Origin of the sequence: Cytobacillus solani (genome assembly GCF_006704205.1) — a bacterium.
GTDB classification, from domain to species: Bacteria; Bacillota; Bacilli; order Bacillales; family Cytobacillaceae; genus Cytobacillus; species Cytobacillus solani.
Window position 1 is genome coordinate 5,117,673 of the sequence record NZ_CP041305.1, and the last position, 12,563, is coordinate 5,130,235.

Genomic DNA, 12,563 nt, shown 5'->3' on the forward strand with positions numbered 1-12,563 from the left:
ATTAATCTTCTTTATTCATTTCGTCTAATACGCGATTCACACGCTTTTCAAGCATTTTCATGCCGCCTCCGCCTGCTTGGAAATGACGAAGATTACCATCTTTATCAAAAACATAATAAGCTGGTACATATTGATTTTCGAAGGAATCTGTTAGCTTATGCTCACTATCCACGAATATTGGCTGTGAAATTTCATGCTCTGCTGCTACCTTTTTAATTAACTCAAGATCCAGATCATCCTCAGATCGAGGCATATGCACTGCAATTACATTTAATTCATCTTTATAATCATCTCTGAACTTATTCACGTTTGGCATTGCTTCTTTACATAGATGACAGCTAACTGACCAAAAATGGATAAGTGTCGGTTTTTCACCGATAAGCTGTTCTTTCGTTAATTCTCCATTTAACCATTCTGTTGCGCCTGCAAGCTCAGGCATTGGTGCACGTAATTTCATTGCAAACCCTCCCATATCGCTCTTTTTCAATTATATATTCACTGAAAGAAAGACCTAACGAGCGTTAGGTCTTTCTTTCGTTTTAATCACTTTATTATAAAGTTTTTTGACCTGGTTTCCAGTTCGCTGGACAAAGGCCACCTGTTTGAAGGGCTTGAAGAACGCGAAGTGTTTCATCTACGTCGCGGCCAATGTTGTTATGATTTACAACAGAGTACATTAACTCGCCTTCAGGGCTAATAATATATAATCCACGAAGAGCAATTCCTTCCTCTTCAATAAGAACTCCATAATCCCGAGCTACTACATGGTTTGTATCAGCAGCAAGCGGATATTTCAAATCACCAAGACCATTATCTTTACGATCTGTTTTAATCCATGCCAAATGTGTATGGATTGTATCAGTTGAAACGCCGATTACTTCTGCATCTAAATCTTCGAACTCATCATAACGATCTGATAAAGCAGTAATTTCTGTTGGACATACAAAAGTGAAATCCATTGGATAAAAGAAAAGCACAGTCCATTTGTCATTTTTCATGTTCGCTTCAAGACTTACTTTACCAAATTCTTTGTTTGGCATTACTGCATCCATTTCAAAACGTGGTGCTTGTTTACCTACCATACGTTCTGGCATATGTAATCCCTCCATTATCTTTTTAAATGAGAAAACGCATTTAATATTCTCATTTAAATAATGATCAACATAATAAATTATAGGATATTTAACATTTTATGTCAATATTAAATAATAATAAATTTAATTAAATACCTACTATAATTTAATTCAAGATGGTCTCCACTACTTGTTTTGCCCAATTTACAAGTAAAATAATCAACCGTCCTATCCGTGCTTTAAGCAAATTAACTCTAAGAATAAGTGTACTAAATTTCGACATAAGAATAAAATATTATGCTCATGGCTTGTTTTCTTCACTTATATGTTCCTTAATCAACTCGACAAATGCTTGTACTTGTTTAAGCTGGAAGGCTGATTCATAGCCAAGCAGCCATGTATCTCTTTTTAACGGCAAGTTATTTTCATCTAATAATGGAATTTTAAAAATATCCTTTTCTGCTCCATTTAACGTAATTGCTGGCAAAATTGCATAGCCAATCCCATTGAAGGTCATTTGCTTGCATGTTTCGATTTGGTCAACAACAATCGTTCGTCTCGGTGCTGTTTTAAAATGTTTAAGCCACCAATCTTGGATTTCCTGATAATAGTTTGAATCACTTTTAAATTGGATAAATGGACGATCTGTTTCAAGAACCTGTTCCGGACTTGTAATTTCCGTATCGACAAGATAAAGACAGTCTTGAAACAAATGAGTTTTTACCCCTTTCCAATCTGGCGTTCCGCGAATAATGCCAATATGTACTTGATCCTCATAAAGAGACTTCAATATTTCACTGCTCCAGCCTGTTACTAGCGATATTTTCGCTTGTGGGTAGCGGTTAACAAATTTCTTCAGAACTTGTGGAAGCCAGTTTTGTCCTACAATCGATGCTACAGCAATCTTCAAGGTTCCATATACTTCAGCATTTAATGCATGAATCGATTCACGTACTTTTTCTTCTTTTACGATTACTTCATTAATAAACTTTATGACTAATTCACCAGCAGGAGTCAGCGACAAGCCTTTTTGCGAACGGATAAAAAGCCTTTCTCCCCACTCCTTTTCGATTGTTTGCAGCCTCTGTGATAGTGCTGGCTGGGAGACAAATAACCGTTCGGCCGCCTTTCTCATATTCATTTCCTGAGCCAGTACAGCAAGAAAGTGAAATTCGGATAGTGATGACATTAGAACATTCCCCCTTATGCTAAGAAAAGCGCTATACAGTTCTCATATTTGAAAAACGTATACTTTCTTATTCTGCAAAAATCAAGCTCCCATCTCTGGGAGCCCATTGTATTATTTCTTATTTAATCTACGGGCAAGCTTGTTTAGCTCATTAAGGATGGTCCTTCGTGTAAATATTCCTTCAAAGTAACCCTTCTCATTTTCAACGCATAGAAAAGGATGATCAATTAATAAAGCAATTGAATCCTGTACGGATGAATCAACATGCAATCTTGGAATTTCCTTATTCATTACTTCTTCTACACGCTTTTCTTCTAATTTTTCAAACTCAATTCTTTCAAGGCCTAGAATAGAATCCATAATAATTGGGGTGCTTATTAAGCCATGCAGTTTATAATACGGATCTAGTACAGGTATGGCTGTGTAGCCGCTTTTCGTTAATACCAATAGTGCATGTTCTAGATTATTGCCGACTTGCACATGGGCAACTCGTTCTGAAGGTATCATAAATTGTCGGATATTACTTTCTAAATATTCCCCACTGTGAAGACTTATCATCGCCGAAAACTCCTCAGTTAAATGTTTTCTATCTGCTTATATAGTGTATCACAATTTCCCTTTCCTTGCTCTTATAATGTTAAAAACAGCACCCTTGTACGATGGGTGATGAATAAAAAAAGAAACCTGAACAGGTTCCTTTAAAATTTTTATTATTGAATTAAATCAAATATCTCAATTGTAATCATATCGATATTGTCAAATTGATATCTTTTTGGTTTTTCTTTATCTTGATAAACTTCCAACTCAAACATTTCACTTTTCGGCTGATATGTTACTTGGCATTTCCTTTCTCCATTCACCTCAAAAAAACGCTGCATCGGTTCACCGCTAGCTGATTGTTCCTGAAGATTTTTTAATCGTGTTAATATACCTTGAAGCTGTGACATGCTCCCTCTCCTTTCAACAAAAACAAAAACATCATACGTTTATGTTTCTCTTTTGGCATGTTTCTATCCTAAAAGATTCGATTCAGAATATTCGACATTTCTCTTATTTCATACCAATAATAACAGCATAAATTAATGGCAGTCATTTATACAAGTAAAAACTAACTAAATGATCATATTTTTTTCAATCAATACTTATAAAATTGAAAGATATTCATTGAAATCCATTTGTTTTTTCACTATTATAATTCATGAAAGGACTGACCTGCTTTGAAAAAAATTACTGTCTATACTCAACCTGATTGTCCTCCTTGTGAAATTACAAAAAGGTTTTTAACGGAATATGGATTCTCGTATGAAGTAAAAAATATTAAAACAGATCAAAAAGCTAGGATGGAATTAATTGAAACCTATCAATCCTACTCCACTCCTACAATTGTTATAGGAGAACAAGTGATTACTGGTTTCGACTTAGAAAAGCTGAAAATAGAATTAAATATTAAAGATGAAAAAGAGCAGACACAATGAAAGTCTGCTTCTCCTTTTGTTCGCTATTTATTTAAATGCGCTACAATAAATGAATTTCCATATTTATAGAATGACGCAATTGGATTTAATGCCAGCCCTAATTGTAATGTAGCCTTCACCAGACTTTTTTGAACCAGATCCATTTTAACTGGAGTCGTATCTTCCTTTGACTGGTCTATGATTTCAGTTAGAACATCATGATTTAAAAATTCTGCTACCTTCCACACTTCGTCTGCTTTATCAAGTTTAACCCCTTCATAATGACTTTCGTAACCCACTGGACCTTCATCCGTTTCAGGGAAGAACTCAAATATATACATATGATCTTGTGACCTAATAACCTTTGTCTCGGCTGTATAGCTGAAAAATGGAATATAATAAAGAGGGAAATCTGTACCGTACGTGATATATTTTCCATTTTCGGCAACAAGATTTTCGTCTAAAAACTCCCTAGTATAATCCTCTGTAAAATAAGGAAAAAGAGTATTATGTATTTCTTCCATGCTTTGAAACTTTTCACTTAATGACACTTGGGCCTGAAACGCTTCCTGTAAAAATTGCAAAACTGATTTGTCATCCGAAAAACGCGAGTCTGCATGTGACAAAGAAGGAAAAATAAAACTAAATAAGAGGATACATGTTATAGATGCTAGAAAAATTTTTTTCATTTCACTCTCCCTTTCTTTTCCGCTGCTTATTCCTTCATTCTACCAACAATCTCACGAATAATAGAGTAGAATCGTTCGCTTTAATCCTGCAGATTATGACAGATTATCCTTCTATCTATCCTATACCCCTTCGATACGACAAAAACGCCCTTTTTCCAAAAAAAATAAGGCCCCTTCAGAGGGACCTTGCCTAATCTTAAATGAACTACAATAATCCTTCCCGTTCATAAAGAAATTCATAAGATAAATCAACAAATAAATAATCACTGGATTGCAGCGGATATGAAAAAGTCCGAATCGTTTCTCCTGTTTCAATATCACTGTATAAGTCAGAAAGAATGCCTTTTTTATCATTTCTCATCTTCATAATATTTTCCAAGAAGTAAGGGCGCCAGCTCCAATTTTTATGTAAATATTGTTTTTGGACAATCCAATTATTATCCTTTTTAAAAATATTTGCAGATTTTTGAAATCCATTTTCATCACAAATGTAAAGCCTAAAAGATACATCATTGAGATATTGTGAAAGAACTTTGATTAACTCCTCGTACTCTAATAATTTACGATTTTTCACTTGAAGAAATTGAGTAAGTTTTTCATTAAATTTCTCAGACACTTCATGTAAAGCCTCAAGTTTTTTCTTCTCATATGTAATATATTGTTGACATTTCCCCCTAAGCTTTTCTTTCATAATATCTCGATCAACAAATTCCTCACCGGGATTGTGCAGATAATACCCTTGGTAGTACCTGCCTCCATTCCTCCATGCAAATTGCAGCTGATAATCCATTTCGATATTTTTAAAAAGCAGGGTAGCACCAATTTTCCTTGCCATTAATGACAATGTGTATAAAATATCATGAAGTACATGAGCAGATGCAGTTGACCGAAGCTCATTCAAATCAACTTTAATAATATTCGGAGCAAGCTGACCGATTCGGTCTAAATGGCTTCTTTCATTCCCCATATTATCAATGGCTATTTTAATTCCATATGTACGTAAGTAATTCATTAAATGATCCAAATGCTCCATATTCCCCTTATAGGCACGTTCTGTGGACTCTAAAACAATTCGATCTAGCGTAATTCCTTTTTCTTGATACTCTAAAATTAGCGATAAAAATGATTCAGCATTATCATACATAAGTAAATCCGCATCTTTGTTTACAAATAAAAGCACATCTTCCTCTGAAGAAATGGAAATAAATTTTTCCAGTGCTTTTTTCAAAACCACATGATCAACCTCAAGGCGGTACTCTTCCGGAATGCCTTCATCCAAGAAAAATGGTCCCAGGCTAACCACTCCGTTTTCTCCTTGATATCTCCCGAATACTTCATAGCCTATGACACGATGTTCATCCGCACTGAATATCGGTTGAAAATATGGGAAAACATTATCTAAGTCTGTAAGGATTTCCAGTGCATCCATGCTCATAAACCTCCATAAATAAAGATGAATAATAAGAATAATGTATAATTATAACATATTTCTTGGGATGTAACTGTCCATAGATATTTTCCTTGCATGAAAAATAAAAAATACCGATAATTTGTATCGGTATTTTTTATTAAGCATTTTTATTTATCAAGTAAAGAAGAACCTGCAATTCCTGGCTTTGTCATTTCATAAGGATCTAATATTAAATCCAATTCCTCTTCAGTTAGTACATCATACAATAAACATAGTTCACGGATGGATTTTCCATTAACAATAGACTCTCTGGCAATTTCTGAAGCTATATTATAGCCAATATGAGGATTTACTGCTGTCAGTAAGCCTACACTTTTCTCTACGTATTCCTTCAAACGGTCTGTATTAGCAGTGATACCTGAAATACAGAAATTAGAAAACACACGGAAGCCGTTATTCATAATTGAAATCGATTGCAATAAATTAAATAATAAGACCGGTTCCATTACGTTTAATTCGAATTGACCTGCTTCAGATGCTAACGAGATCGTATGGTCATTCCCGATTACTTGGAATGCAATTTGGTTAATTACTTCTGGCATGACAGGATTTACTTTTCCTGGCATGATGGAGGAACCCGGCTGGCGGGCTGGTAAATTGATTTCATACAAACCTGCCCTTGGCCCAGAAGCCATTAAACGGAGATCATTTGCAATCTTCGACATATTGACCATACATATCTTTAATGATGCAGATACTTCTACATATGCATCAGTATTTTGAGTCGCATCGACTAAGTTTTCTGCTGGAACAACAGGGATTCCTGAAATGTCGGCTAAATATTGAACAACTTTTTCAATATAATTAGGATCCGCATTTAATCCTGTCCCTACAGCTGTGGCACCCATATTTACTTCTAATAAATTGTCCTTTGATCTTTCGATTCTTTTGATATCACGTTCAATTACGTTCGTATATGCCCTAAATTCTTGACCTAGTCGAATGGGCACCGCATCCTGCAAATGTGTTCTGCCCATTTTAATAACTGAATCAAATTCATCTGCTTTGACACTGAATGTTGCCTTCATTTCCTTCATGGTCGTTAGCAACGATTCAAGCGCACGATAGACAGCAATATGGATGGCTGTTGGGAATGCATCATTTGTTGATTGAGCCATATTCACATCAATATTCGGATTAAGATGGAAATACTCACCTTTTTCTTTGCCAAGAAGCTCTAATCCTCTATTCGCTATAACCTCATTCGTATTCATATTAATCGAAGTTCCTGCGCCGCCTTGGATCGGATCAACAAGAAAATGATCATGCCATTTACCTGTAATAATTTCATCTGCCGCTTGGCAGATCACATCTGCTTTTCCTTTATATAATCTGCCAACATCAGCGTTTGCCAGTGCTGCGGCTTTTTTTACAATTGCCATTGCAATAATTAAATCCTTGTCTAATTTATAGCCAGTAATTGGGAAGTTTTCAACTGCTCTTAATGTCTGTATCCCATAGTATGCTTCGATTGGTACATGTTTTTCACCAAGGAAGTCCTTTTCAATTCTATATGTACTCACTTCAACATCCTCCAAATAGTTAATGAAAAAGCCGTGATAGAATGATTTCCATCACGGCTTAAGTATACTACTATTTTATGAATTTTTCTGTTTATTTTTCATGCTTTCGTTATTTCGAAATAGTAGGAAAAGTCGGAAATAAAATTCGCTATTTGTTCCTACTAAAACGGGTATTGATTTAGCCATTGGCCTCCGTCCATTGTAATGCATTCCCCATTTATATATGCAGCATGTTCCGATAATAAGAAGAAAGCTAATTCTGCAATTTCCTCTGGTTTTCCAAGCCTACCCAGCGGTACACTTGAAAGAGTTCTCTTCGCTGCCTCTTCAGATTCCCATAATTTATCTGCTCCACCTGTTCGTTCAATCGGGCCGGGTGCAATCGCATTCACTCTTATTCCATACTTTCTGCCCCACTCAACAGCTAATGTTCTCGTCATCGACAGAACACCTGCTTTCGCTGCTGCAGAATGAATGACCCCTGGCCCAGCATCCCAAGCATAAGTAGCAACCATATTAATTATGCTGCCTTCCATTCCATTCTCAATCCAGTATTTCCCGACCTCACTTGAGCAGTAAAATGTCCCATTAAGAACTATATTGATAACCGAACTCCAGCCATTAGCACTTAACTTCTCCGCAGGACAGATAAAATTACCGGCAGCATTGTTGATTAAATGGTCAATTCTACCAAAGGTATTTAACGTTTCTGTTACCATATGCTTAACATGTTCTACTTCTCTTACATCCATTTGAACAACCAAAATTTGTCCTGATTGTATTTCAATTTCCTTTTTCGTTTCTTCCAGGCGCTCAAGATTCCTTCCTGTAATAACAACAGATGCTCCAGCCTCAGCAAATCGCTTAGCCATATACTTCCCCATCCCACTTGACCCACCTGTAACAATAACGACCTTCCCTTTCAAAATGCATGCCCCCTTAAAAATGAATGATTATTCATTCTTATTTTACCATTAAGTAATGAATTTTCGAACTATTTTTTCATTATTATTCTTTCATCTATTTACGATTGTTAAATTTCTCCCTTCTTTTTGATAACGTAGTTTGATAGTATAAAAGAGATGAATTTTTTAGATAGGTTGGTAATAACATGCCGAAAAAAATCTCAAGAAGGTCCTTTTTGAAAAGAACCATTGGCTCGCTTTTTTCCATATTTGGACTTGGTGCTGGGGGCTATTATTATTCGAGGGAAATTGAACCTAAATTACTAGATGTCAATCAGCATAAAATAATTAATCCTGACATTCCATCTAGTTTCAACAATTTCAAAATTGTTCAATTTAGTGATACCCACTTAGGCTTTCAATATGATGCACATCAATTAAAAAAACTTGTAAAGAAAATAAATGCACTGAAACCTGATATTATCTTTTTCACGGGTGATTTAATGGATACACCTAATCAGTATCACGAAGCAAACATCATAATTCCGCTATTACAGGAGTTAGAAGCACCTTTTGGAAAATTTGCCATCTATGGCAATCATGATCACGGTGGCTATGGGACAGATATATATAAGTCTATTATTGAAGAATCCGGCTTTAAACTACTTCTAAACAACCACCAACAAATTAAATTAATTGATGGGAGCAGCATTTATGTCATTGGGATAGATGATGCAATGCTTGGTAAACCTGACATTCAAACGGCAATCGAAGGAGTTCCTGATCAATCGTATAAAATTCTATTATCACATGCACCAGATTTGGCTGATGAGGCGAAAAACTATAACATACAGCTTCAACTTAGTGGGCATAGCCATGGGGGGCAAGTAAAAATCCCTTTTGCGGGAGCACTTGTCATCCCTCCATATGCTGAGAACTATAACGAAGGATTTTATAAGATTGGCAGCACACCTCTAACACTCTATGTAAATAGGGGGCTTGGGACAACCCGATTGCCATTTCGCTTTCTATGTAGACCTGAACTAACCGTTTTTTCACTATTTCAGAAATAAGAAAAGCGCAAGCGCCTTGATTATCGCCGTACAAGCTGGAGGAGATCTGAAGTTTGATGGGCGATAGGCCGCTAGCGCTAAACAGTTACCAAATTTTAAAATGTTATATTTTCTATTTCTCAAAAAAGGAAAAGAAGCTCTAAGCTCCTTTTCCTTTTTTCATTATTATTCGTTTATATTCATGAAATTTTTTTCAATTTCATCTGCAGGAAGCGGCTTTGAATATAAGAATCCTTGAGCTTTATGGCAATTCGCATTTAATAAAAATTGTGCCTGCTCATCATTCTCAACACCTTCGGCAATTACCTCCATCCCTAGACTTCTTCCCAAATGGATGATCGTTGTAGTAATGGCTGCATCCTTTTCATTTACATGCACATCTTTAACAAAGGATTTATCAATTTTCAATACATCAATTGGGAATTTTTTCAAATAACTTAAAGATGAATAACCTGTTCCAAAGTCATCAACTGAAATCGATACCCCTAGATCCTTTAAGCCAGATAATATCGGAGACGTATCTCTCGTATCCTGCATAGCCCCTTCCGTAATTTCAATTTCTAAACATTTTGGATGGATTCGATGTTTTTCTATAGCTTTCTGGATGATCGTTAATAAACTATGCTGCTGAAATTGTTTAGGGGAAATATTGATTGCTACTTTAAAATCTTTCTCACCTTTATCTGACCAATCCTTTATTTGTTTACATGCGGTCTCAATTACCCACGCTCCAATCGGAATAATTAAGCCAGTATCCTCAGCCAACGGAATGAAATCAGCAGGAGAAATAAATCCGAGTTCATGATTATTCCAACGTAAAAGAGCTTCGTAGCTTGTTATTTTCATTGTTTTTAAATCAATTTGCGGCTGATAGTATAATGTTAGCTCATTTTTATCTATCGCTTTACGTAAAAATGTCTCCAATTCAACAACATTATTAATAATTGAATTCATTTCCGAACGATAAAATTGAAAATGGGCTTTTCCTTTTTCTTTTACACGAAATAAAGCCTCATCTGCATTCTTTATTAACGCTTCCGCATTATTCCCATCGTTAGGATACATACTCACTCCAATACTCGGGGTAATATAATATTCCTTCGAATGCAAGTAAAAGGAGCTAGTAAATCTTGCTAAAATACTTTGTGCAAATCGTCTTGCTTTTCCTCTATCTGCATGCGGGAGAAGAATGATAAATTCATCCCCGCCTTGCCTGTAAACAGAATAATTCTTATGCCTAAACTCACACAATCTTTCCGCTACTTTTTTTAAAATTTCATCCCCAAAAATATGTCCTAAAGTATCATTTAAATATTTAAATCGATCCAAATCAATGGAAAGAAGTGCAAATTCATTTCCAACTTTTTTGGCATCTAAAATATACTTATCTAAATCTGCTAGCAATGCTCTTCTATTTAATAGACCTGTTAATTGGTCATGAAATGCCATATACCTAATCGTTTCAGCATTCTCTGCTTGCTCTGAAATATCCTTGATAATGACATAGATTCCCTCTATTTCTGAATTTATAACAATTGGTACTGTCTTTAAATGAATGGATAAATAATGACCTTTTCTATGAACAAAATGAATGTCCAACGACTCAGATGGATACCCATTCTTTGTTATATCAAATAAGTTTTGAAAATCAGGTATATCCTGATCCCTTATTAAATTGAAAATGGAGCGTTTTGTTAACTGCTTTTCCGTATAGCCTGTTAGCTGATTGCCTGCAGGATTTACTTCGAGAATCGCTCCTTTCAAATCAACTGAAATGATGCCATCTAAATTGTGGTCAACTATGGAGCGATATTTCTGTTCGCTCTTTATTAATCGTTTCTTCTCCAATAATGCAGTTGTTATATCTCGCGTAACAGAAACAACATAAAGAACTTCATCCTTTTCATCAAGAATAGGTGTTAAGAAAGACTCACCAATCATTGTACTCCCATCAGGCATTTTAACTTCATCAGAGAATATCATTGTTTCTTTTCTATCAAGTATTTTTTCATATTCTGATTGCAAAGAGGAAGCAACCTCTTCTGAGAGAACTTCATTAAGAGTCTTGCCAATAAAACCGCTTGATAATGTAGCATGTCTAATCCCTGGTTCATTAACAAACAAATAACGGAATGAAGGTCCTTTTTCAACTTTCATAATAAAAATCAAATCTTTAATATGTTTTAGAATAATATCATAAATAATTCTTTCAATTTTATTGCTAATTTTTTCATTATTTAACTCTCTAGATAATATTTCTTTCATATTTTCCATCAAATCATCCTTATTGACTTCATTCCAATTTATTGGAATGCATCTATGTACGTCTTGGTTGAAAACTTATATTGAGCATTCAGACAAATAATTCACTATTATTACAAAATTCAAGTACATTTCCCTTATTATAATATAAAACGACAAAAAACACATCGACAGTTTCTAAAATTGCTACTATTTAATGCCAAATTTTTTTCTTATAGACTCCTCTTTTGGTTGATTTTTCCTGTCGTTCAATATATCATAATGATATATCACGCTGTTATATCATTATGATATATAAGGAGGAAATTTTATCTTGTCTGTTGAACACACGCTGCTGGCAGTTTTAAGTTATTGGCCGAGCACAGGATATGATATTAAATCAGAATTCGAACATAAAGCAGCTAGCCTTTATTGGGGAATGAGCTACGGCAGCATTTATCCAAAATTAAGAAAGCTCGAAGAAGAAGGGTTCATCTTTACCCTTGACCAAGAGGAGGATGGGAGAAGAAAGAAATTATATGAGCTCACTCCAAAAGGATGGGAGGAATTAGAAAATTGGCTGCTTATTTCTCCAGCATATCCTGTAGTTAAAGATGAGCTGTTTATGAAAATGTCAACCTGGCATGACGATTTGGATTCCACCATCTTAATTGGACATTTACGAAAAAGAAGAGGAGAGACGGAGGATATTCTAGGATTTGTTAAAGAGTGGCCAAGTAACGGCATTTCCTTTGTAAGTAAATTCAGCGCTTTAGCCATTCGTTTTGCAGAAATACGCTTAGAAGCAGAAATTAAATGGATTGATGAAGCCATTCACGCACTCCAGACGAATGATTTACCAGAGGGACAGGATCTTAATGGAAATGTTGATAAGATTTTAACAAGAAGAAGAAAGGCAATTAAAGAAAATAAGGAGAAGTGATG

The 12,563-nt window shown here is 35.2% G+C and carries 13 protein-coding genes; 3 read left to right on the forward strand and 10 right to left on the reverse strand.

Annotated elements, in window-relative coordinates:
* Window position 1: 1 nt before the first annotated feature.
* The 5 genes from FI644_RS25710 to FI644_RS25730 form a co-directional block, all read right to left on the reverse strand.
* Window positions 2–457: a TlpA family protein disulfide reductase gene (locus FI644_RS25710; protein ID WP_053475428.1), complete on the reverse strand. Its 456-nt coding sequence runs from the start codon at window positions 455–457 to the stop codon at window positions 2–4.
* A 94-nt stretch (window positions 458–551) separates the two neighbouring features.
* Window positions 552–1,094 (reverse strand): peroxiredoxin, encoded by a 543-nt coding sequence (locus tag FI644_RS25715; protein ID WP_053475427.1) that lies wholly within the window; start codon window positions 1,092–1,094, stop codon window positions 552–554.
* 280 nt (window positions 1,095–1,374) lie between these two features.
* Window positions 1,375–2,262 carry a transcriptional regulator CcpC gene (gene ccpC / locus FI644_RS25720; RefSeq protein ID WP_053475426.1) on the reverse strand — a complete coding sequence of 296 codons (888 nt, stop codon included), beginning with the start codon at window positions 2,260–2,262 and terminating at the stop codon, window positions 1,375–1,377.
* Between the two features lie 111 nt (window positions 2,263–2,373).
* Complete coding sequence (gene cbpB, locus FI644_RS25725; RefSeq protein ID WP_053475425.1) at window positions 2,374–2,820, reverse strand: cyclic-di-AMP-binding protein CbpB; 447 nt, start codon at window positions 2,818–2,820, stop codon at window positions 2,374–2,376.
* 152 nt (window positions 2,821–2,972) lie between these two features.
* Window positions 2,973–3,209: a YkuJ family protein gene (locus tag FI644_RS25730; protein WP_053475424.1), complete on the reverse strand. Its 237-nt coding sequence runs from the start codon at window positions 3,207–3,209 to the stop codon at window positions 2,973–2,975.
* A gap of 270 nt (window positions 3,210–3,479) precedes the next feature.
* Here FI644_RS25730 and FI644_RS25735 point away from each other — a divergent pair, with 270 nt between their 5' ends.
* Window positions 3,480–3,737: a glutaredoxin family protein gene (locus FI644_RS25735; RefSeq protein ID WP_053475423.1), complete on the forward strand. Its 258-nt coding sequence runs from the start codon at window positions 3,480–3,482 to the stop codon at window positions 3,735–3,737.
* A gap of 23 nt (window positions 3,738–3,760) precedes the next feature.
* Here FI644_RS25735 and FI644_RS25740 read toward each other — a convergent pair whose 3' ends face one another.
* From FI644_RS25740 to fadH, 4 genes are all read right to left on the reverse strand, one after another.
* Window positions 3,761–4,405: a DUF3993 domain-containing protein gene (locus FI644_RS25740; RefSeq protein WP_142108959.1), complete on the reverse strand. Its 645-nt coding sequence runs from the start codon at window positions 4,403–4,405 to the stop codon at window positions 3,761–3,763.
* A gap of 205 nt (window positions 4,406–4,610) precedes the next feature.
* Entirely contained in the window at window positions 4,611–5,834 is a 1,224-nt protein-coding gene (locus FI644_RS25745; protein WP_053475421.1) for an EAL domain-containing protein, read from the reverse strand.
* Between the two features lie 149 nt (window positions 5,835–5,983).
* Window positions 5,984–7,399, reverse strand: coding sequence for an aspartate ammonia-lyase (gene aspA, locus FI644_RS25750; protein ID WP_246066981.1), 1,416 nt, complete (start codon window positions 7,397–7,399; stop codon window positions 5,984–5,986).
* A 161-nt stretch (window positions 7,400–7,560) separates the two neighbouring features.
* A complete protein-coding gene (fadH, locus tag FI644_RS25755; protein ID WP_231690119.1) occupies window positions 7,561–8,283 on the reverse strand; it encodes a 2,4-dienoyl-CoA reductase in 723 nt (240 codons plus the stop codon).
* A 227-nt stretch (window positions 8,284–8,510) separates the two neighbouring features.
* On the opposite strand from fadH, the gene FI644_RS25760 reads away from it, so the two are divergent.
* The gene (locus FI644_RS25760) at window positions 8,511–9,377 is read left to right on the forward strand and encodes a metallophosphoesterase (protein ID WP_053475418.1); all 867 of its coding nucleotides are present in this window, start codon (window positions 8,511–8,513) and stop codon (window positions 9,375–9,377) included.
* A 165-nt stretch (window positions 9,378–9,542) separates the two neighbouring features.
* Here the strand turns inward: FI644_RS25760 and FI644_RS25765 are convergent, their stop codons facing one another.
* Complete coding sequence (locus FI644_RS25765; RefSeq protein WP_181758153.1) at window positions 9,543–11,651, reverse strand: sensor domain-containing protein; 2,109 nt, start codon at window positions 11,649–11,651, stop codon at window positions 9,543–9,545.
* Window positions 11,652–11,952: 301 nt separating this feature from the next.
* On the opposite strand from FI644_RS25765, the gene FI644_RS25770 reads away from it, so the two are divergent.
* Window positions 11,953–12,561 carry a PadR family transcriptional regulator gene (locus FI644_RS25770; protein ID WP_053475417.1) on the forward strand — a complete coding sequence of 203 codons (609 nt, stop codon included), beginning with the start codon at window positions 11,953–11,955 and terminating at the stop codon, window positions 12,559–12,561.
* Window positions 12,562–12,563: the final 2 nt, after the last annotated feature.

Coding starts and splice junctions, on each gene's coding strand:
- FI644_RS25710 (WP_053475428.1), bottom strand. CDS start 457: ATGAAATTACGTGCACCAATGCCTGAGCTTGCAGGCGCAACAGAATGG.
- FI644_RS25715 (WP_053475427.1), bottom strand. CDS start 1,094: ATGCCAGAACGTATGGTAGGTAAACAAGCACCACGTTTTGAAATGGAT.
- ccpC (WP_053475426.1), bottom strand. CDS start 2,262: ATGTCATCACTATCCGAATTTCACTTTCTTGCTGTACTGGCTCAGGAA.
- cbpB (WP_053475425.1), bottom strand. CDS start 2,820: ATGATAAGTCTTCACAGTGGGGAATATTTAGAAAGTAATATCCGACAA.
- FI644_RS25730 (WP_053475424.1), bottom strand. CDS start 3,209: ATGTCACAGCTTCAAGGTATATTAACACGATTAAAAAATCTTCAGGAA.
- FI644_RS25740 (WP_142108959.1), bottom strand. CDS start 4,405: ATGAAAAAAATTTTTCTAGCATCTATAACATGTATCCTCTTATTTAGT.
- FI644_RS25745 (WP_053475421.1), bottom strand. CDS start 5,834: ATGGATGCACTGGAAATCCTTACAGACTTAGATAATGTTTTCCCATAT.
- fadH (WP_231690119.1), bottom strand. CDS start 8,283: ATGGGGAAGTATATGGCTAAGCGATTTGCTGAGGCTGGAGCATCTGTT.
- FI644_RS25760 (WP_053475418.1), top strand. CDS start 8,511: ATGCCGAAAAAAATCTCAAGAAGGTCCTTTTTGAAAAGAACCATTGGC.
- FI644_RS25765 (WP_181758153.1), bottom strand. CDS start 11,651: ATGGAAAATATGAAAGAAATATTATCTAGAGAGTTAAATAATGAAAAA.